A 19,476-nucleotide genomic window follows, 5' to 3' on the forward strand; every position below is an offset into this window, starting at 1 on the left:
CCTAAGGCGCACCCGTCCGAGACGGTCGCCCAATCACTTACGGAGCTTATGATGATACAGAAGTTTCTTGAGGGCAACACGCGTTTCCGGGAAGAAGATTTTGCAAAGGATCCCGAGCATTACGGCCCGCTTGCGTCAAGCCAGCACCCGGTGGTTCTCTGGATAGGGTGCTCCGACTCGCGTGTGGACCCGGAACGCATCACCGGTGCAAAGGCCGGTGAGATCTTCGTCCAGCGCAACATCGGCAACATCGTCCCGGTTCACGACTGGAACTTCGCGACCGTGCTCGAGTACGCGCTCAACCATCTCAAAGTCGAAGACATCGTCATCTGCGGGCACTCTGACTGCGGCGCCATAAAGGGGCTCGACCACGAGAGCACGGACGCATATGTCCCCCTCTGGCTCAACAACGCGCAGGAGGCGAAACGCCGTGTCGACGGCAGGATACAGGTCCCGAAGACCCCTGAAGAAGAGAAGATCCGGCGGCGGCTCATCGAGATCGAGAACGTCGGCCTGCAGCTTGAGCACATCCGCACCTATCCGCCGGTCAAGGCTGCCGAAAAAGATGGGCGGGTCCGGCTTCACGGCCTTTACTTCGACCTGGCGACAGGAGAGTTGAAGAAGATATTCTAAGACTCTTCAAGTGCATAATCAATCTCTTCTTTTATCAGATCGAGCGAGACCCTCCCGATTGACGTGAGTCTGCCGTTGACCAGGATGATCGGGATAGGGGGGTGGCGCTCCTCGATGAGCTCTCGGATGCGGTCGGGCATCTCGTCGTCGAGCAGGATTGTCTTCACCTCGACCTTATCCCCGTATTCGTCGAGGAGCTCGTCGCGCAGGGCGCCGATGGCGTCCATCAGATTATTTGACGGATAGCAGGTCTCAAGGCCGCAGGATCGCGTCTCGTCGCAGGGAAACGGCCCACATTCGGACTCCATAAACCCGACAATCTCAACAGTCACTTCTGCCATGCATCATCGGTGGGGGATTCGAGATATATTAGCCTTCGTCTCGGGGAGCAAGCACCGCACGCGATGCCGCCCGGACATTGTCTTCAGCCCCCTCGATCGTTTCGACGTCCCGGGCCCGGTCGAGGTCGCCGATCAGCACCGGCAGAGCGGGACGGATGCCCAGGTTCCTCATGAAAGCATCAACCACACGTGTCACGCAGACAAACGGTTCGGTCCCCCGCCGTCCTGCGACCGCGACAAGAAAGCCACGGGCGTTCACCTCGCTTCCGAGCACCTTCTCCCGAGCATGGAGCCACTGGCAGCGGTCCATCACTGCCTTGAGGGGTGCGGGGACGGTGCCGGTGTAGACCGGGGTGCAGACAACGAGGACCAAAGCCGCTTCAAGCGCCCGGATGACCAGGGGCATATCGTCCTCAACCGGGCAGTAACCGTAGTCGTAGCAGACATAGCAGCCGACACACGGCCTGATATCCATCTCCTGCAGGAAGAAGACCCGGGAGGAGAGACCGGCCTGAGTGGCCTCGTCATCGCACCACGACGCGATTTTTGCGGAGTTCCCGAACCGGCGCGGACTCCCCTGCAGGATGACGACATCCACTGTGCCGGTGCCCGGAAGCGGCCGGGTGAAGACCCGTGGCCGGGTGTAGGCCCCGGGACGAGAGACAACGTCGTGCGCGAGCCGGGCAAAGACAATCTCCGCCGCCTTCCTGGTATCGAAGAGGGAGCCCCGGGGTGCACTCTCGTAGGAGTTGATCGCGTAGGTGTAGACCGTCTCCGTGCCATGGAGGACCTCGACGGTGTACCTGATCATGCCCGGATAAATGCTGCCCAGGTTATCAGATGTAAGCCTGATGGTAAACGTCCCCTCAGGCGTCTCGACCGCTTTGGTCTTCTCCGCCGCGCTCTCACCCCGCGCGTCACCAGGCATTCAACACACTTCAACATTTCGGGTAGCCAGAAGCCCGCCGTTTCGGGTTTCCGGCGGGGTTGCAGAGGCAGGCGCATGATCCGTCATTAGCGTTAATAAGGAATCTGATCCACATGGTATGGTAATTCATGAAGGCGGTTCTGGGTCTTGAAGACGGAACATTTGTTGTAGGGAATGGTTTTGGCGTTGAAGGAACATGTTCCGGCGAGCTCGTCTTCACGACGCAGATGACCGGTTACATGGAGGCATTGACTGACCCCAGTTATGCCGGACAGATCTTGATGTTCACGTATCCCCTCATCGGGAATTATGGTGTGGATCTTCAGAACTTTGAGAGTCCGGAGGTTCATGCGCGGGGCTGCGTGGCGCGTGAGATCGCCGCAACCCCCACGATGCAACCCTCGGTTGCCGAATTCTTTGAAGAAAAAGGTCTTTTTGGGATATCGGGCGTCGATACCCGCAGCCTGACAATAAAGACCCGGACGGTCGGGGCACTCCGGGCATCCCTCATCGTTGGGAGCGACGACGGTGAAGAAGCAGTCCGGCTCGCCCGGGCCGCCCCCCCGATCAGCGACGCCGACCTCATCGGAAGTGTCTCCTGCCCTGAACCCTACCGGATCAGCGGCTCCGGCAAACGGATTGCCGTCATCGATCTCGGAGTAAAGCGGCACATTCTTGCAAGCCTAAGAGCCCGTGGCGCCGACATCCACGTCTTCCCGCACACCGCCACACCGGACGAGGTGATGACGGCAGAGCCCGAAGCCCTCTTTATCAGCAACGGTCCCGGCGACCCGCGGAGGGCAACCCACGCCATCCGGTGCGTCCGGGATCTGGCCGGCGAGGTGCCGGTCATCGGCATCTGCATGGGCATCCAGGTGGCCGCGCTTGCGCTCGGCGCCGAGACCTACAAGATGAAGTTCGGGCATAGGGGGACGAACCAGCCGGTCCGCTACCGGGACGGGAGCATCTACATCACGACGCAGAACCACGGGTTTGCTGTGGACGAGGAGACGCTTCCCGAGGGATGCACCGTCTCGTACCGGAACGTGAACGACGGTTCGGTCGAGGGGTTCGAGGATAAAGACCTCAACATCACCTGCGTCCAGTTCCACCCGGAGGCGCACGGCGGACCCCGGGATACGGAGATGCACTTCTTTGACCGCGTCTATAGGGAGATCTAAGCATGCCGAAGAAATCTCATATTAAAAAAGTCATCATCATCGGTTCCGGCCCCATCCAGATCGGGCAGGCGGCCGAGTTCGACTTCTCGGGGTCGCAGGCCTGCCGGGCGCTGCGGGAAGAGGGGGTCGAGGTCGTCCTCGTCAACTCCAACCCCGCAACGATCCAGACCGACCCCGATACCGCGGACGTCATCTACATCGAGCCATTGAAGGCCGAACTCATCGCAAAGATCATCGCAAAAGAGAAGCCGGACGGGATCCTGAGCGGTATGGGCGGCCAGACCGGCCTCAACATGACCGCGGAACTCGCGGAGATGGGGGCCCTTGAGGGCGTGGAGATCCTCGGGACGCCGCTTGAAGCGATCTACCGGGGCGAAGACCGGGAGCAGTTCCGGGACCTGATGAACGCCATCGGCGAGCCCGTCCCCCGGAGCATGATTCTTGAGAACATGAACCAGATCGACGAGGCGATCCGCGAGGTCGGCCTCCCGGCAATCATCAGGCCGGCGTATACCCTGGGCGGCTCCGGCGGCGGCGTGGCGCACACACCCGAGGAGATGCGGCGGATCTGCGAGCTCGGTCTCGCCCGCTCCCGGATCCACCAGGTGCTCGTGGAGGAGAGCGTCGCCGGTTGGAAGGAGATCGAGTTCGAGGTGATGCGGGACGCTTCCGATACCTGTATCATCGTCTGCGGCATGGAGAACGTCGACCCGATGGGCATCCACACCGGCGAGAGCGTCGTCGTCGCCCCCATCCTCACCCTGCGGGACGACGAGTTCCAGATGCTCCGGACCGCCGCAATACGGATCATCCGGGCGCTCGACGTCCAGGGCGGCTGCAACATCCAGTTCGCCTACAAAGACTGCGACTACCGGATCATCGAGGTAAACCCCCGGGTCTCCCGGTCCTCGGCGCTCGCGTCCAAGGCGACCGGCTATCCGATCGCCCGGGTGGCGGCAAAGATAGCGATCGGGCTCCGGCTCGACGAGATCATGAACCCCGTGACCGGTGTCACCCCGGCATCCTTCGAGCCCGCGATCGATTATGTGGTGGTGAAGGTGCCCCGGTGGCCGTTTGACAAGTTCAAGTCGGCCGACCGGACGCTCACGACAGCGATGAAGAGCACGGGTGAAGTGATGGCGATCGGGCGGACGGCCGAGGAGGCGTTCAAAAAGGCGCTCAGGTCGCTCGATAACGACATGCAGCGGCACACGAGCCCAAGCGAGATCCGGATGATCCTCACGTCCCCAACGGACGAGCGGTTCGGGTGCCTCTTCGACGCCTTCCGGGAGGGATTCACGGTCGAGGAGGTTGCCGGCCTCACCTCCATCACGCCGTTCTTCCTTGAGAAGATCAAGAACATCGTGGACCTGGAACAAAAACTCGCGACCGCCTTTGAGCCCGGGGATATCAGGGCCGCGAAGCGCTGCGGCTTCTCGGACGAGGAACTACAGGCGCTGACGGGGGAGACCGCCGCTGAGATCGAGGCCCTCTCCGGAACGCCGACCTACAAGATGGTGGATACCTGCGCCGCGGAGTTCCCGGCGACGACGCCCTACTTCTACTCCACCTGGGAGGAGGGGTGCGAACTCGTCCGGGACGGGGCGAAGAAGGTGCTGATCCTCGGTTCCGGGCCGATACGGATCGGGCAGGGGATCGAGTTCGACTACTGCACCGTCCACGCGGTGATGGCGCTCCGCGAGGAAGAGGGGATCGAGGTCCATATCGTCAACAACAACCCCGAGACGGTCTCGACCGACGCCGATACCTCCGATCGGCTCTTCTTTGAGCCGATGCAGCTTGAGGACGTCGTGAACATCCTCAAAAAGGACGACTACTACGGCGTCATGGTCCAGTTCGGCGGCCAGAACTCGGTGAACCTGGCCGTCCCGCTGGAAGCGGAGATCAAACGGCTCGGTCTGGCGACGAAGATCCTCGGCACCTCACCCGACGCCATGGACGCGGCGGAAGACCGGGACCGGTTCAGCCAACTCCTCACCCGGCTCGGTATCCCGAGCCCGGCGAACTCTTCCGCCTACTCGGAGGATGAGGCGCGGGAGATGGCCCGGGCAATCGGCTACCCGGTCCTGGTCCGGCCGTCCTACGTCCTCGGCGGGCGGGCGATGGAACTCGTCCACGACGAGACCGAACTCGAGAGTTACATCAAAGAGGCCGTCCGGGTGAGCAGGAAACACCCGGTGCTGATCGACTCCTTCCTCCAGGGGGCCGTCGAGATCGACGTCGACGCGGTCTGTGACGGAACGGACGTCCTGATCGGCGGCATCATGGAGCATATCGAGTGGGCCGGGGTCCACTCCGGCGACTCGGCCTGCGTCATCCCGCCGCAGTCCCTTTCCCCCTCGGTGATTGCGCGGGTGCGGGACTACACGAAGAAGATTGCCCTCGGCCTCGGTGTCGTCGGGCTGATCAACATCCAGTACGCCGTCCAGAACGACATCGTCTACGTCCTCGAAGCAAACCCGCGTGCAAGCCGGACCGTGCCGTTCGTCGCGAAGGCGACGGGCATCGCCCTCGCGAAGCTCGCGGCAAAGGTGATGGTTGGGCGCAAACTTGCCGATATGGATATTGTCGAGCGCGAGATCGAGCACGTCGCGGTCAAAGAGGTGCTCCTGCCGTTCAACAAACTCCCCGGCGTCGACACCGTCCTCGGGCCGGAGATGAAGAGCACCGGCGAAGTGATGGGGATCGACTACGACTTCGGCCGCGCCTACTATAAGGCAAGCACCGCCGCGGACAATACCCTGCCGACGAGCGGGAACGTCTTCATATCGGTGACGGACGAACAGAAGGAGGAACTCCTCCCTATCGCCCGGAAACTTCGCGAGCTCGGCCTCTCGCTCTACGGCACGAGCGGGACGGTCGAGTTCCTGACCCAGAACGGCATCGGGGCAAACCTGGTCCGGAAGGTCCAGGAAGGATCCCCGAACGTCATCGACGTCATGCGTTCCGGGGGGATCCGGCTGATCATCAACACCCCGGCGGACAAGGCGTCGCGGCAGGACCACATCCAGATCATGCGGGCGGCCGTCGATTACGGCATCCCCTACATCACCACGCTCCAGGCGGCGCGGGCGGCGGCGATGGCGATCGACGCCATCAAGCGCGAAGAGATCACCATCGAGCCGCTCGGGCACTACCACGGGCTGGCGTAACCCGGAATTTATCAACCTTTTTTTATTCCAGTGTTGCCGTCTCCTTCAACCCACGCAAAGAGCGACGTGCCGAACGCGACCGGCCGAAGGGCGGGAGCGTGAGAAAACGCGAAGCGTTTTCGAGTTGCGACCGGCCGAAGGGCGGGAGCGTGAGCACCGTTAGGTGCGAGTGCGGGGCCGGAGTCTGAGAAGGCCGAAGGCCTTCGCTACCCCCTCATGGCAATATCCCCCCGGAATCCGTGCCTGGGACGCAACCGATGACTATCCTAAGAGAGTTTCAACAAGCCGAAAAAAAGAGAGGGTTAGGCGTTTCCGAGCCAGGCATCAACCTTGTCGCGGTTGGCGTCGACCCACTTCTGCGCGGCTTCCTCTTCGGACATACCGCCCGCTATGTCGGTCATGACCGAGGCGATATCCTCATTGGTCCACTGGAACCGCTCGATGATTCCATAGGCCGCCGGGTCGTCGGTTGCGAGATCCTGCCTCGCGAGGGTCACGATATCCTCGGCCCCGCCGTAGACACCCTTCGGGTCGTCGAGGAACTTGAGGTCGTAGCGGCCGAACTTCCAGTGCGGCGACCACCCGGTCACTGCGACCCACTTCTCATCGTTGATGGCGGCGCCCAGTTCAGTTGCCATACCGGCACTGCTGCTTGCGACCAGTTCATAATTGAGGCCGTATCCGTCGATTGCCTGCTCGGTCCGGGTCATGACACCCGCACCGGGCTCGATGCCGACGATCCTGCCGCCGAACTTATCGGAGACACCATTCATCTCATCGATCGAGTCGATGGTCACGTAGGTGGGGACGACGAGTCCAATACGTGCCGCTCCGGGGATGTTTTCGTTAACGTAATCGATCCGGTCGCCGTACTCCTCCCAGTAGTGCTCGTGGGTGTGGGGGAGCCACCCGGTCGTCGTGAAATCTACGTCGCCTTTGGCAAGCGCCTGGAAGAGCGGTCCGGCGTCAACCGCGACCAGTTCGACATCATATCCCGCTTCTTCAAAGACCTGCTTCATCACGTTGCTGCTCGCGATGGCACAGTCCCAGGTGACGTAGCCGATGCTGACTTCCTTCTTGGGCTCGGTTGCCTGTGTACCGGTGCAACCGGCAGAGAAGAGGCAGAGCATCAGGATAAGGCCCGTCAGTGCGAGCAGGGTTCCTTTCTTTTGCATAATTTCTTCACCATGTCGTTTCCTTACCGCGGGAAAGCGGTAAGATTGCATTCAGAGCCCGGCTATGTGGGGTTCCGGGTTCTCACGAACTGCCCGGGACGACGATTGTGCCGACAGCCCGGACATGAGCAGAGGCGGCAGCATGTGCCGCTCCTGGCGTGTTTGCACCCCAGGGCAAAAAGGCCAGATTTTGACCAGTCAACATATGACCCCAACCATATTTAGGTTTTACGGGTTTTATTTTGAGAAATGAGCCCGTTTAAAACCCAGATTGAAGGGATGTGCGGGCGGGAAACCGTTCGGAATGCGCCGACTATCCGCCATCTGTTGGGGCAGTATGACGGAGGATGCAGGGTGATGACCGGACAAATCGTTCCTCTCGAAAAGAGTATTGGGACAGGTCACCGGCTCTCATGCTGCGGCACAAGGTTCTGGGTGATCCGATCAAGGATGATCGCGATGATCACGATGGCAAGCCCTGCCTCAAATCCCATGCCGATATCCACCCGCTGGATACCCACAAGCACCTGGTAGCCGAGTCCTCGGGCACCGATCATCGATGCGATGACGGTCATGGAGAGGGCGAGCATGATGCACTGGTTCACTCCTGCCATGATGGTGGGGAGCGCAACCGGAAGTTGTACTTTCAGGAGTTTCTGCCGGGGTGTTGAGCCGAACGCGTCCGCAACCTCGATCAGTTCGGTCGGCACCTGCCGGATGCCGAGATTCGTGAGACGCAGTGCTGGCGGTATCGCGAAAACGACCGTTGCAATGATGCCCGGCACGTTCCCGATGCCAAAGAAGATCACGGCGGGGATGAGGTAGACGAACGAAGGCATGGTCTGCATGAAGTCAAGGAACGGCCTGAGTGCAGCGTTCAGGGGATCGCTTCGTGCAGCCGCGATCCCGAGTGGGAGCGATATCGCAAGCGCGAGCCCTGTCGATACGAGGACGAGCGCCAGGGTAAGCATGGCGAGGTCCCAGAGTTGCAGGTCCCAGATCAACAGCAGGCCAAGCGCGGTGAGCCCCGCCAGTTTGATATCCCGTCGGGTGACGAACCAGACCAGCACGCTCACGAGGAGGATCAGGACGGGTGCCGGCATGAGGGTCAGAAGGTCCTGCAACCCGTCGATGAGGAACCCGAGCCCTTCACTGACGCCGTCAAGCAGCCAGCCTAAGTACTGATCGATCCAGCCAACCAGCGCCTCAACGGCATCTCCCACGGGGAGTTTAGGCAGTTGCATTGATATCCTCCCCCTTTCTTGCCAGGGCAGCGAGGATGGCGCCGCGCGATATGACTCCTTTGAGCCTGCCGGTATCGTCCGCCACCGCCACCGGGTAGGGGCTCTGGACGATCAGCGAGATGATGTCGGAGAGCGATGCATCGGGAGCCACGATGGGAATGTCGGTGATGAGGATATCCGTTATCTGTTTTCCCTTCTTGACGGCTTCGACGGCGTCGTCGAGCGTCACCCGCCCACGGAGCAGGCGCTGGCGGGTGACCACGAATATCCCCGGGATGTCGTGCTCCTCCATGAGGTGCAGGGCCACCCGGGGTCCTGCGGTACACTGGGCAACCGGTTCGGCATGGCGCATTACATCGCTTGCCGAGAGAACCCTCGTGAGATCCACATCAGCGACAAACTTCTCGACGTAGGCGTTCTCGGGGTTCGTCAGGATCTCCTCCGGCGTGCCGATCTGTACAATTGCACCGTCTTTCATCAGGGCGATACGGTCACCGAGTTTCAGGGCCTCGTCGAGGTCGTGAGTGACGAAGATGATCGTCTTGCCGAGCCGTTGCTGGAGATCCAGCAGTTCATCCTGCATGTCCCGGCGAATGAGGGGATCAAGAGCGCTGAACGCCTCATCCATCAGGAGAATATCCGGATCGCTCGTGAGGGCCCGGGCAAGCCCGACACGCTGTTTCATGCCGCCGGAGAGCTCGCCGGGCATACTCGCCCCATAGCCGCCGAGCCCCACCATCTGGAGCACCTCTTCGGCCTTTTTGTGGCGCTCGTCTACCGGGATGCCCTGGATCTCAAGACCGAAGGCGACGTTGTCAAGGATTGTCCGGTGGGGGAGGAGAGCAAAACTCTGGAAGATCATGCCCAGCTTGCGTCGCCGGGTTGTTCGGAGTTCTTCCTGGCTCATCCCGACGATATTTTCACCGTCGATCCGTATCTCACCCTCAGTAGGGTCGATGAGCCGGTTGATGCAGCGCAGAAGCGTCGATTTCCCGCTTCCGGACAGCCCCATCAGGACGAACGTCTCACCCGGCATAACCTCAAACGAGACGCCATCGAGGGCCAGCGTCGCGCCAGTCTCTTTGTAGATCTCCTGTTTTGAGCGGCCGGACCGATGAAGCGCCAGCGCTTTCTCGGGATCCTCTCCAAATACCTTGGTCAGATCCCTGACACTGATTATTGGCTGTTGTGTTCTTGTGTTTTCTGTGGGTACATTCTCAAAAATGACAGAACCCTCCAGCTTGACGATTTCTATCTTATGCATTTTATAATTAGTGATTTTGATAAATTCACGTTATTCAGCCGAATTTTAATTTTCCGAGAAATTTGCGGCGCATTTCCGGATAGAATATTGTCGTGGCTGCTATCCAGTAATTAATTGACGTTTTGTTGATTATTCCCCATATAATCCTCATTTTTTTCAGATCACAATCTCCTACCCATCTGTTCGAACGTCCCGGTCGCGCGGAGGATCATCGGGGTTACGAAAGGTCTCCTGTGCCCCTCCGAGCCCTGGCTCTCCGGCACCTCCCGACCTCAATAAATCCCGGAAACGGTTCCGGCTCCCCCCGTGCGCCCATCAATACCATTTCTTTTATTGGGTGAAAGATCATACCAATGTAGATTACTCCAGACTGTCTTTCAGACAGAAACCAGGAACGCGGAGATCAATACCATGGAAAAGGGAAAAGTCGTCCTAGCATTTTCGGGAGGTCTCGACACCTCCATCTGTATCCCCCTCCTGCGCGAGCACTACGGGTTTGACGAGATCGTCACCGTTGCAGTCGACGTGGGCCAGCCCGAGGAGGATATTACCCGGGCAACAGAGAAGGGCCAGATGCTTGCAGACAAGCACTACACCATCGATGCGAAGGAGAAGTTCGTATCTGACTGTATCTTCCCCTCGATAAAAGCAAACGGGTCATACGAGGGCTACCCGATGGGCACGGCGCTCGCCCGCCCGCTGATCGCCGAGGAGATCGTGAAGGTCGCAGAGAAGGAAGGCGCATCAAAGATCGCACACGGGTGCACCGGCAAAGGAAACGATCAGCTCCGGTTCGACTTCATCTTCCGGGCCGCCGGCTACGACATCGTTGCGCCGATGCGGGAGATGAACCTGACCCGTGAGTGGGAGATCTGCTACGCAGAGGAGCATAACGTCCCGGTGACCGTCGTAAAGGACAAGCCTTACAGCATCGACGAGAACTTCTGGAGCCGGAGCATCGAGGGCGGCAACCTCGAGGACCCGGCCTTCCACCCGCCGGAGGAGATCTATGCCTGGACGGTCTCCCCGAAGGATGCCCCCGACACCATGGAGGAGGTCCGGATCGAGTTCGAGAAGGGTATCCCGGTCGGCATCAACGGGAAGAGACTCCCCGGCATCGCCCTGATCAAGGAGTTGAACCGTATTGCCGGACGAAACGGGGTGGGCCGCAACGACATGATCGAGGACCGGATCCTCGGCCTGAAGGCCCGCGAGAACTACGAGCACCCGGCCGCAACCGTCCTCCTTGCGGCGCACCGGGACCTTGAGCACCTCGTTCTGACCCGCTCCGAACTCGCGTTCAAGCATATCGTCGACGACAGGTGGTCCGAACTCGCCTACATGGGACTCGTCCACGAACCGCTCTTCTACGCGCTGAACGCGTTCATCAACACGACGCAGGAACGGGTGAACGGCACCGTGGATGTCGGCCTCTACAAAGGCAGCGTCAGGGTGCTCGGCCGGAACTCGGATGCCGGGCTCTACTCGGACGATCTCGTCTCCTTCGACTCGACGACGATCGACCAGAACCACGCCGTCGGGTTCTCGAATTACTTCGGGCTGCAGGCTCGCCTGCTCAAAAACCGCAAGAAATGTTGAAGAGGTGCTTAAAGCACCTTCTTCCCTGCCTCTTTTCCCGGCGTGCACTCGAAGACGTCGGTGATCTTGATGACGATGAGCGATTTTGCCGGGTACTGGTGGCCCTTCGTCCTCACCTGGTCGCGGAACTTCTCGTAATCGGGGCCGGACGTCTTGATCTCTGTCGCGCCCTTCACCTGGAAGCAGCGCTTGGTCTCCTGGTCGTAGAAGTAGAGGGCCACAACAGGGTTCTCTTTGAGGTTGTCAAGCGTCTTTGCCATGTAGTTGTCCATGATCCAGATGGTATCGTCGCCGACGAGCTGGATCGACGCCATCGGCGCCACGTTCGGGACGCCGCTCTTTGATGCCGTGGCCATCGGCATGACTTTGGTTTTTGTAAATATCTCCTTAATATCGCCTGAAAGTCCAACCATACGATTTACCTCCCCCGGGGAGCGGAGCGGGCGCGGCGAGGCGCCGCAGCCTGTCCGGTAGTGTGGTTATCCGTGCTGTGCATATATAAGGGCTCTGCCGGAACCGGCAGTGCCGGCCGTTCGGCGGTGATACTACCAGATCTGCCTGAAGCGTCACAATCCACCCCGGGATTTCAGCAGATATCGCCACGGTCCGCTGTAGGTGCTTTTTTCTCGTCAACCTTGCCGGGCAGCTGCCAATCGCGTTTGACGCCTTACGGTCACTCCGTTCGCGACTTAAAGCCCAATACTTTCTCACGCTCCTGCACAGCAAAGATCGGAGCCCCTTCAAACTCCTGGCTTCGGACCGGGGCGCCAAACATCGCCCGAACACGTCCTGCTGGAGAAGCCGTACTGCCGTCCCGGGAACCGGATGAAGAGTTTTCTGGAGGATTTCCTCTCTCCCGGGGTCACTGGAACGGTCTGGAATCATGGAAAGGTATAAAGTGCGAGACGGGGAAAAGACTATTATGTGTGCCCGTTTTCTGGAGCGCTTTTTCAAACCTACCCCCCATATCGTCGAAAGCCCGCCTCCGCCGTCGATCTCCCACGGAGCGGGTGCCGGTGTTCCCGAGTACCGGGTGAAGCCTTATTTTATTGTGGCCTCTGTCGAGATGGGCAATACCACGACGAAGTGTATTCTGACCGGCACGAATCTCGAAACGGGCAGGTCCTACGTCATCAACAAGACCGTGACCATGAGCCGTGACGTCCGGCCACCGAAACCGGGCGAGACAGTCTTCGGGGCAACCCTAGACGGCACGGAACTGACCCGGGAATCGGTCACGGAACTGGTGCGCGATACCCTGATCCGGTGTCATAACGAGGCTCACCTGAGCATCAAGGACGATCTCGACTTCGTCGTCAGGAGCACCGGTGTCGTGGCGGCGATGGACTCCCCCGACCAGGTCGGGGACTTCATCATCGCGCTTGCAAACGGCTGCCTCGAAGCCGGTGTTCCCCCGCGGAAGATGACACCGCCGATGTCGATCGACAACCTCCCCCCGAAACTCCGGCAGTTCTCGTTCGCCGACCGTCTGGTCTTCGTCGGCGCGGTTGCCGGCGTCGTGCCGCCGGTCGGATGTACCGGCGTCGAGATGGTGGCAAACGAGATGGAAGGCGAGCTTGCGATGGCGGGGATCAAGGAAGGCGCCAAATGGACGCCGGTCGACTTCCGGAACCCCTGCATCTCGATCGACTTCGGGACCACACTCGACGGCCGGATCACGAGCGACGTCGCACCCGACAACCCGAACCCGTTCGCCCAGACGATCGGGAACTTCTGCGGGCTCGCGGGTGCCATACCGGACGCAATCGTCCGGGGCACGGGGCTTGTGAAGAATAGGACGGGGACAGCCCTCGACCTCTTCGGCGACCACAGCATCAAGGGCGCGTTCGGGGGCAGGAAACGCTCCGTCGTCGAGGATTACGTCAACCGCTGCCACGAGCACATCGACATCCGGATCGTCCCGCCCGACCGGACGAGGTTCGGCCGGGTCCCTGTCTGCGCCGACGTTGCCGACAAATCGGGCGTCGCCCTTATCGGGTGTGACTCCGGCGTCAACGGCAGCGAGATGCCTGCGCTCGAAGAGATCGGGCGCGAAATCCACGAGAAGCACGGCATGGGCATGCTGACCGAGGTCGTCGACCGTGTCTGCGCGAGGATGGCGCTCCGGCTCATCGATGTCGCCATCGAGAAGGGAATGGTCCCGCCGAACTCGTCGATCGGATTCACGGGGCGGGCGGCGATATCGGGGAGGAAGCCCGAGTACATTCTCGAGGGGATAACGGAGCGGAACCTCTACGACACACCAAATGACCATCTGGTCTTCGTGGACGACGGTCTTGCCCGAGGAGCAGCACTGATGGGGCGGTGCATGAACTCCCTCGGGAAACCGAAGGCCCCGCTCGGCGGGGTGCGGGGAGGGCCATGTATTATGTCCCGCCGGATCAAAATAGGAAAGTAGGATCTGGTAATAATGGCTGAAGAAGAACTGTTTGATCTACTTGTCCCCCCGGGCGTGCCCCGGAAGATGATCTACGATGTCGTCGAGAAGTACGACGTGGAAGTGGTGCGGCGGCCGCAGAAACTGTCGTTTGCAAACATGGACGGGGACGCGAGAGAACTGATTGCATTCCGCGGAAAGAGAGAGGTCGTCGAAGAGGTGCAGAATTACCTCTTTACGCAACTCAAAGAGTTCATCGCGGAATAGATACCTTTTTTTTGGATTCGTGCGCCGCGGGATCGTCGCGTACGGCATAACCCCGGGCTGAGTCATGTAAGCCGGGACGGTTGCAGGTGGACCGGTCAGACAGGGACTACCTGAGGTCATCCCGGCATTCTCCAGGATAGGCTCCCCCCGCCAGGAGACACTGTGACGCCCAGGTCGGGAAGAGCCCATAACCGATTGCACCCGTTGAATCCGAGGTGGAACGGTCGCGGGATGTTTAATCCGTCGCCGGCATCCCGCCGGCGATCAGCCTAACAAGGAGCGCCTTCTGTGCGTGGAGCCGGTTCTCAGCCTGGTCCCAGACGACGCTCTGCGGCCCTTCCATCACCTCGTCGGTGATCTCCTCGCCCCGGTGGGCGGGGAGGCAGTGCATCACGAGAGCGTCGTCTGATGCCTGCGCCAGAAGGCGGGAGTCTATCGTGTAGTTCTTGAGGGCCCGCAGGCGCTCCGCACGCTCCTGCTCATCACCCATCGAGACCCAGATATCGGTGTAGAGGACGTCCGCATCCCGGGCGGCCTCCGCAGGGTCCGTGACGACGCTGACCCTAGCGCCTCGCGCCCGTGCCAGATCAATGACCTCAACTTTTGGCTGGTAGCCATCGGGGCTTGCGACCACAATCTCCATCCCGGTCAGGGCCGAGGAGAGGATCCACGAGTTGCAGACGTTGTTGCCGTCCCCGACCCACGCGAGTTTCAGGTCGTGGAGATCGCCGAACCGCTCGCTCAAGGTCATGATGTCGGCCAGCACCTGGCAGGGGTGCAGCCGGTCCGAGAGGCCGTTGATGACCGGGACCGTCGAGTAGCGGGCGAACTCCTCGATGGTGGCGTGGCTGTAGGCACGGATCATCACCGCATCGACGTAGCGGGCAAGCACCCGCGCCGTATCCCGAACCTCCTCGCCCCGCCCGAGTTGCATATCCTGGGGGTTTAAGAAGAGCGCGTGGCCGCCGAGGTCGGTCATTCCCACCTCGAACGAGACACGGGTGCGGGTCGACGCCTTCTCAAAGATCATCCCGAGGCTCTTCCCGCCAAGAAACTCATGCGCAGCCCCTGCACTCTTCAGCCGCTTTAAGCGCATTGCGTCGGCGACGATGCTCTCCAGCTCAAACTCGTCGATATCGATGATCGAGAGAAAGTCCTTCTTCATGCAATCTCCCTCATATGCCGGCACCGCCTCTCGAGAACCGCCCGGGTGCCGATATCCTTGCGGTGGAAGACGCGGCCAGAGACGGACGCCGCCGCCTTCTCGGCGATCTCCTCGGCCTCTTCGAGCGTCTCCCCTCTCCCGACGAACGCGAGCGTCCGCGACGTCTGGGTGTAGAGCGTCCCGTCCCGCTCCTCGACGTTTGCGTAGTAGAGGAGAGCGTCACCATAGTCGCCGATGGCGAGAGGCTCATGGGTCATCGGGGCCTCCGGGTAGCCTTCGGGGACGAGGTACTTGCAGACCGTCGCCTTATGAGCAAACCGGACATGCGACGGCGAGAGGTCTCCCTCCGTGACATGACGGATGATCTCGGAGAAGTCCGTTTCCAGGAGCGAGAGGACGTTCATCGCCTCAGGGTCTCCGAACCGGGCGTTGAACTCGATGACCTTCGGGCCGTCGCGGGTGTTCATGAACTGGCCGTAGAGGATCCCCCGGTAGGGCGTCCCCTCAGCCTGCATGGCCGCGACTGTATCCTCCATGATCCGGAGCGCCTTCTCGTAGTCAGAACGTGCGACAAACGGGAGCATGTGGTCCGGCAGGGAGTACGAGCCCATCCCCCCGGTGTTCGGCCCCACATCACCCTCGTATGCACGTTTGTGGTCCTGGACGAGCGGCATGGGCACCAGGTGCTCGCCGTCGACGAACGCCTGAAGGGTGAACTCCTCGCCGATGAGCCGCTCTTCCAGCACGACGTCGCCCCCGATCTCCCGGGCATACTCGACAGCCCCCGCAGTATCGACATGCTCGCCCATGATCCGCACCCCCTTCCCGCCGGTAAGGCCGATGGGCTTGATAGCGAGGTCGCCGTCGTAGGTCTCGATGAACTGCCGTGCCTCCTCCGGGTCGTGGAAGACCCGGTAATCCGGGCATCCCGCAATCTCATGCCGCTCCATCAGGCGGCGGCAGAACGCCTTATCCGTCTCAAGCCGGGCCGCTGCACGGGTCGGCCCGAGAGATGGTATCCCCGCCGCTTCGAGGTGATCGACGATGCCCGCCTCAAGGGGCGCCTCTGGCCCGATGACCGCAACATCAACCGCATTCTCGGTGGCGAATTGTATTATCTCCGGGATATTGGTCTCTTTTTCAAGGAGCACCCGCTCCGCGAGCCGGGCAATCCCTGGATTCTTGCGTGCCATAACAGAAAATATTCTCACGCCGCTGTTGCAGGAAAGCGCCCTGGTGATCGCATGTTCCCTGCCACCACCACCTACAACGAGTACTTTCATATCCATCATATTCGTCTGCTCTTAAAAAAATGTTTATCCGTCCAGCAGCTCACTGACCCGCACAAGAGCAAGAAGCGACGCCCCTTTTTCTGCAAGCGCCTCATGGGCGCCCGCTTCCCGGTCAACGACGGTTACTACCCGGTCGACATGCGCCCCTGCGGCACGCAGTGCTGCAAGACCGTAGAGGGCGCTTCCCCCGGATGTGGTCACGTCTTCGACCAGCAGCACGCGCTTATCCTTCACGTCGCCGATGATCGCCCCGGCCTTGCCGTGGTCCTTCTCTGCCTTCCTGATGATCGCGTAGGGCCGACCGCTCGCGAGCGAGACGGCGACAGCAATCGGAACGGCACCGACGGCCACCCCGGCAACCATATCAAACTCATGGGCTTCGGCAATGGCTTCTCCGATTGCCGCAAGAATGGTAGGGTTTGTTGTTGCAGCCTTGATGTCGATGTAGTAGGTGCTCCGGGCTCCGGATGCAAGGACAAAGTCCCCGAACTCGATAGCCCCGCTCTCAAGCAACAGTGTCGCGATAGGGTTTACCATGGTACGTCTTTAACTCCGATGTAATAACCGATAATGTTCACTATCCGGTGAAGCAGCGGTGTCACGATGATGATCCAGACGGCAACGGGTAAGGTAATATTCTCCAACAACCACTGGGGGTAAACCAGGAGGATGAGCAGAAAGGAACCGATAACCAGGTCATACTGATCGGCCAGGAACCAGGACTCGCCCCGCTCCTTGCCCAGCCTCCGCTTCAGGAAGCTCTTGGCGAGATCGCCGAGGAGAGCACCCGACGCAAGCAGAGTCACGGAGAGAATGGTCTGATTCGGAAGCGCCGTCAGGCTGAACGAGGACCAGACCCAGATCTCGATGAGACCCACCAGTACTCCACTGAGGACGCCACCGAAGAATCCCCGGTAGGTCTTGCCGTCACCAAAGATCCTTCTCCCGTCGGTGAACGTCTTCCCAAGATCGATTGGGGTTCCTCCGCCGAAGAGTGCAGCCGCTGAGTTCGGCACGTACGCCGGAAGCATGATCCACAATGCCGCAAGCAACGACACGATCCAGTAGCCGATGTCCATATCCAGAAACGCCAATATCCATTACAATCAGTAAATATAAAGATTAAAGTGTCGAAATATGAGATAGAACTTCGATGGGCACGGTGAGAAAATGCTGATAAAAAAGACAAAGAGCCTCTGTCCAACGTGCGGCCGCATCCTCGACGCCGATATCGTTGAGGGAGAGGGGAAGGTCTGGCTGGTCCGTACCTGCCCAGAGCATGGCATGTACCGGGCCCTCTACTGGTCGGACGCAGAGATGTACCGGAGGTTCGACGCCTACGAGCGCATCGGACATGGCATCTCAAACCCGCAGAAGGCCTCGTCCCCTGCAGGGTGCCCGAATGACTGCGGCATCTGTCAGAACCACCGGTCAACCACGTTGCTCGCAAATATCGATCTGACGAACCGGTGCAACCTTAACTGTGACTTCTGCTTTGCGAATGCGCGGGCATGCGGTTTTGTCTACGAACCGACATTTGATCAGGTCGTGGATATGCTACGCATGCTGCGCGAGGAAAAGCCTGTGCCGGCGCCAGCGGTTCAATTTTCCGGCGGAGAACCGACATTGCGCGACGATCTCCCCGAACTCATCCGAAAGGCAAAGGAGATTGGGCTGTATCAGGTGCAGGTCGCGACAAACGGAATCAGACTCGCCCAGGAGCCCGACTACGCCAGACAGCTCAAGGAAGCAGGGCTCTCCACCGTCTACCTGCACTTCGACGGCATATCCCGCGAGACCAATCCAAAACTCGCAAGTGACCGGCGGGCCATCGAGAACTGCGAGAAGATCGGGTTAGGGATGGTGCTGGTGCCCACGGTCATCAAGGGCAAGAACGACCACGAGGTGGGCGCCATCATTCAATACGCCGCCGAGCACATCAGGACCATCCGGGGCGTCAACTTCCAGCCGGTGGCCTTCACCGGGGCGGCAAGCGAGGATGACGTCAGGGAAGAGCGGATCACCATCCCGGAACTTGCAGAGCGGATCGAGGAGCAGACAGATGGGGTGATCAAGAAGGAATACTTCTACCCCGTGCCCTGCGTCGTCCCGATCTCCGAACTCGTTGAGGAGTACACCGGCAAACCCCAGGTCACGTTCACCACGCACCAGCACTGTGGTGCGGCGACCTACGTCTTTATCACCGAGGAAGGGATGGTCCCGATAAATAAGATGGTCGACGTCGACGCCTTCTTTGAATCGGTCGAGAAGATGGGGGCGAAGCTCGCGAAAGGTGGGTCGCTCAATAAGTATGTGACCCTCGTCGAGGGCGTCAAGGACCTCTACGGCTCCACGCGGAAGGCGGAGCAGAAGAATACCGGAGAGTTCCTCAAACTGATCGGAAAGACGCTCGTAATGCAGAACTTCGAAGCTCTGCGCGAGTTCCACTGGAACGCTCTCTTCATCGGCACGATGCACTTCATGGACTGCTACAACTACGACCTCTCCAGGGTGGAGCGGTGCTGTATCCACTACGCGACACCCGACGGCCGCCTGATCCCGTTCTGCACCTACAACAGCGGTCCGGTCTACCGGGAGAAGGTCTGGAAAGCCTTCGCGCAGCCCAAAAAAGACGAGTAACGGCCCATCTTGACCGGGGGTGATCCCCCGGATGAACTTTTTTGCGCCATGATGCGGTTGCCCGGGATGGTATGCTGATGGCCGGACGGCTTACACCACGACCGATACATTTCAGCCATCGTTGCGCAGTTTCACGCTTCACGAGACGCACAGGGGCCGGGGCACCCGGTTATACC

The 19,476-nt window shown here is 60.3% G+C and carries 17 protein-coding genes; 7 read left to right on the forward strand and 10 right to left on the reverse strand.

The features are described 5' to 3' along the window. Positions 1–51 precede the first annotated feature (51 nt). Complete coding sequence (locus QZ650_RS01225; protein WP_292521655.1) at positions 52–633, forward strand: carbonic anhydrase; 582 nt, start codon at positions 52–54, stop codon at positions 631–633. Here the strand turns inward: QZ650_RS01225 and QZ650_RS01230 are convergent. Next, positions 630–974: a hypothetical protein gene (locus QZ650_RS01230; RefSeq protein ID WP_292521209.1), complete on the reverse strand. Its 345-nt coding sequence runs from the start codon at positions 972–974 to the stop codon at positions 630–632. The genes QZ650_RS01225 and QZ650_RS01230 overlap by 4 nt on opposite strands. A gap of 28 nt (positions 975–1,002) precedes the next feature. After that, positions 1,003–1,902 carry a flavodoxin family protein gene (locus QZ650_RS01235; RefSeq protein ID WP_292521207.1) on the reverse strand — a complete coding sequence of 300 codons (900 nt, stop codon included), beginning with the start codon at positions 1,900–1,902 and terminating at the stop codon, positions 1,003–1,005. 128 nt (positions 1,903–2,030) lie between these two features. Between QZ650_RS01235 and carA the strand changes: the two genes are divergently transcribed. After that, entirely contained in the window at positions 2,031–3,083 is a 1,053-nt protein-coding gene (gene carA, locus QZ650_RS01240) for a glutamine-hydrolyzing carbamoyl-phosphate synthase small subunit (RefSeq protein WP_292521205.1), read from the forward strand. A gap of 2 nt (positions 3,084–3,085) precedes the next feature. After that, positions 3,086–6,256: a carbamoyl-phosphate synthase large subunit gene (gene carB / locus QZ650_RS01245; protein WP_292521203.1), complete on the forward strand. Its 3,171-nt coding sequence runs from the start codon at positions 3,086–3,088 to the stop codon at positions 6,254–6,256. Between the two features lie 302 nt (positions 6,257–6,558). On the opposite strand, the gene QZ650_RS01250 is transcribed toward carB, so the two are convergent. From QZ650_RS01250 to QZ650_RS01260, 3 genes are all read right to left on the reverse strand, one after another. Then, entirely contained in the window at positions 6,559–7,431 is an 873-nt protein-coding gene (locus tag QZ650_RS01250) for a glycine betaine ABC transporter substrate-binding protein (RefSeq protein WP_292521201.1), read from the reverse strand. A gap of 401 nt (positions 7,432–7,832) precedes the next feature. Beyond that, positions 7,833–8,675: a proline/glycine betaine ABC transporter permease gene (locus QZ650_RS01255; protein ID WP_292521200.1), complete on the reverse strand. Its 843-nt coding sequence runs from the start codon at positions 8,673–8,675 to the stop codon at positions 7,833–7,835. Next, positions 8,662–9,939, reverse strand: a complete 1,278-nt coding sequence (locus QZ650_RS01260) for a glycine betaine/L-proline ABC transporter ATP-binding protein (protein ID WP_292521198.1) — start codon at positions 9,937–9,939, stop codon at positions 8,662–8,664. The genes QZ650_RS01255 and QZ650_RS01260 overlap by 14 nt, the downstream gene beginning before the upstream one ends. A 411-nt stretch (positions 9,940–10,350) precedes the next feature. Here QZ650_RS01260 and QZ650_RS01265 point away from each other — a divergent pair, with 411 nt between their 5' ends. Then, positions 10,351–11,538: an argininosuccinate synthase gene (locus QZ650_RS01265; protein WP_292521196.1), complete on the forward strand. Its 1,188-nt coding sequence runs from the start codon at positions 10,351–10,353 to the stop codon at positions 11,536–11,538. A gap of 8 nt (positions 11,539–11,546) precedes the next feature. Here QZ650_RS01265 and QZ650_RS01270 read toward each other — a convergent pair whose 3' ends face one another. Continuing rightward, a complete protein-coding gene (locus QZ650_RS01270) occupies positions 11,547–11,951 on the reverse strand; it encodes a pyridoxamine 5'-phosphate oxidase family protein (RefSeq protein WP_292521194.1) in 405 nt (134 codons plus the stop codon). Positions 11,952–12,460: 509 nt separating this feature from the next. On the opposite strand from QZ650_RS01270, the gene QZ650_RS01275 reads away from it, so the two are divergent. Next, on the forward strand, positions 12,461–13,957 hold the full coding sequence (locus QZ650_RS01275; RefSeq protein ID WP_292521192.1) for a methanogenesis marker 14 protein: 1,497 nt from the start codon (positions 12,461–12,463) through the stop codon (positions 13,955–13,957). Positions 13,958–13,969: 12 nt separating this feature from the next. Then, complete coding sequence (locus QZ650_RS01280; protein ID WP_292521191.1) at positions 13,970–14,203, forward strand: hypothetical protein; 234 nt, start codon at positions 13,970–13,972, stop codon at positions 14,201–14,203. A 235-nt stretch (positions 14,204–14,438) separates the two neighbouring features. On the opposite strand, the gene argF is transcribed toward QZ650_RS01280, so the two are convergent. From argF to QZ650_RS01300, 4 genes are read right to left on the reverse strand one after another with little or no spacing between them, the layout of a single operon-like run. Beyond that, positions 14,439–15,368, reverse strand: a complete 930-nt coding sequence (argF, locus tag QZ650_RS01285) for an ornithine carbamoyltransferase (RefSeq protein ID WP_292521189.1) — start codon at positions 15,366–15,368, stop codon at positions 14,439–14,441. After that, positions 15,365–16,657: a phosphoribosylamine--glycine ligase gene (gene purD / locus QZ650_RS01290; RefSeq protein WP_292521652.1), complete on the reverse strand. Its 1,293-nt coding sequence runs from the start codon at positions 16,655–16,657 to the stop codon at positions 15,365–15,367. The genes argF and purD overlap by 4 nt, the downstream gene beginning before the upstream one ends. Before the next feature lie 27 nt (positions 16,658–16,684). Beyond that, a complete protein-coding gene (pyrE, locus tag QZ650_RS01295; protein WP_292521187.1) occupies positions 16,685–17,197 on the reverse strand; it encodes an orotate phosphoribosyltransferase in 513 nt (170 codons plus the stop codon). Beyond that, positions 17,191–17,691 (reverse strand): CDP-2,3-bis-(O-geranylgeranyl)-sn-glycerol synthase, encoded by a 501-nt coding sequence (locus tag QZ650_RS01300; RefSeq protein WP_292521650.1) that lies wholly within the window; start codon positions 17,689–17,691, stop codon positions 17,191–17,193. The genes pyrE and QZ650_RS01300 overlap by 7 nt, the downstream gene beginning before the upstream one ends. A 139-nt stretch (positions 17,692–17,830) precedes the next feature. Between QZ650_RS01300 and tes the strand changes: the two genes are divergently transcribed. Beyond that, entirely contained in the window at positions 17,831–19,300 is a 1,470-nt protein-coding gene (gene tes, locus QZ650_RS01305) for a tetraether lipid synthase Tes (protein ID WP_292521185.1), read from the forward strand. Positions 19,301–19,476 lie beyond the last annotated feature (176 nt).

Origin of the sequence: Methanoculleus sp., assembly GCF_020696975.1 — an archaeon.
GTDB lineage: Archaea > Halobacteriota > Methanomicrobia > Methanomicrobiales > Methanoculleaceae > Methanoculleus.

Coding starts and splice junctions, on each gene's coding strand:
- QZ650_RS01225 (WP_292521655.1), top strand. CDS start 52: ATGATACAGAAGTTTCTTGAGGGCAACACGCGTTTCCGGGAAGAAGAT.
- QZ650_RS01230 (WP_292521209.1), bottom strand. CDS start 974: ATGGCAGAAGTGACTGTTGAGATTGTCGGGTTTATGGAGTCCGAATGT.
- QZ650_RS01235 (WP_292521207.1), bottom strand. CDS start 1,902: ATGCCTGGTGACGCGCGGGGTGAGAGCGCGGCGGAGAAGACCAAAGCG.
- carA (WP_292521205.1), top strand. CDS start 2,031: ATGAAGGCGGTTCTGGGTCTTGAAGACGGAACATTTGTTGTAGGGAAT.
- carB (WP_292521203.1), top strand. CDS start 3,086: ATGCCGAAGAAATCTCATATTAAAAAAGTCATCATCATCGGTTCCGGC.
- QZ650_RS01250 (WP_292521201.1), bottom strand. CDS start 7,431: ATGCAAAAGAAAGGAACCCTGCTCGCACTGACGGGCCTTATCCTGATG.
- QZ650_RS01255 (WP_292521200.1), bottom strand. CDS start 8,675: ATGCAACTGCCTAAACTCCCCGTGGGAGATGCCGTTGAGGCGCTGGTT.
- QZ650_RS01260 (WP_292521198.1), bottom strand. CDS start 9,939: ATGCATAAGATAGAAATCGTCAAGCTGGAGGGTTCTGTCATTTTTGAG.
- QZ650_RS01265 (WP_292521196.1), top strand. CDS start 10,351: ATGGAAAAGGGAAAAGTCGTCCTAGCATTTTCGGGAGGTCTCGACACC.
- QZ650_RS01270 (WP_292521194.1), bottom strand. CDS start 11,951: ATGGTTGGACTTTCAGGCGATATTAAGGAGATATTTACAAAAACCAAA.
- QZ650_RS01275 (WP_292521192.1), top strand. CDS start 12,461: ATGTGTGCCCGTTTTCTGGAGCGCTTTTTCAAACCTACCCCCCATATC.
- QZ650_RS01280 (WP_292521191.1), top strand. CDS start 13,970: ATGGCTGAAGAAGAACTGTTTGATCTACTTGTCCCCCCGGGCGTGCCC.
- argF (WP_292521189.1), bottom strand. CDS start 15,368: ATGAAGAAGGACTTTCTCTCGATCATCGATATCGACGAGTTTGAGCTG.
- purD (WP_292521652.1), bottom strand. CDS start 16,657: ATGGATATGAAAGTACTCGTTGTAGGTGGTGGTGGCAGGGAACATGCG.
- pyrE (WP_292521187.1), bottom strand. CDS start 17,197: ATGGTAAACCCTATCGCGACACTGTTGCTTGAGAGCGGGGCTATCGAG.
- QZ650_RS01300 (WP_292521650.1), bottom strand. CDS start 17,691: ATGCTTCCGGCGTACGTGCCGAACTCAGCGGCTGCACTCTTCGGCGGA.
- tes (WP_292521185.1), top strand. CDS start 17,831: ATGCTGATAAAAAAGACAAAGAGCCTCTGTCCAACGTGCGGCCGCATC.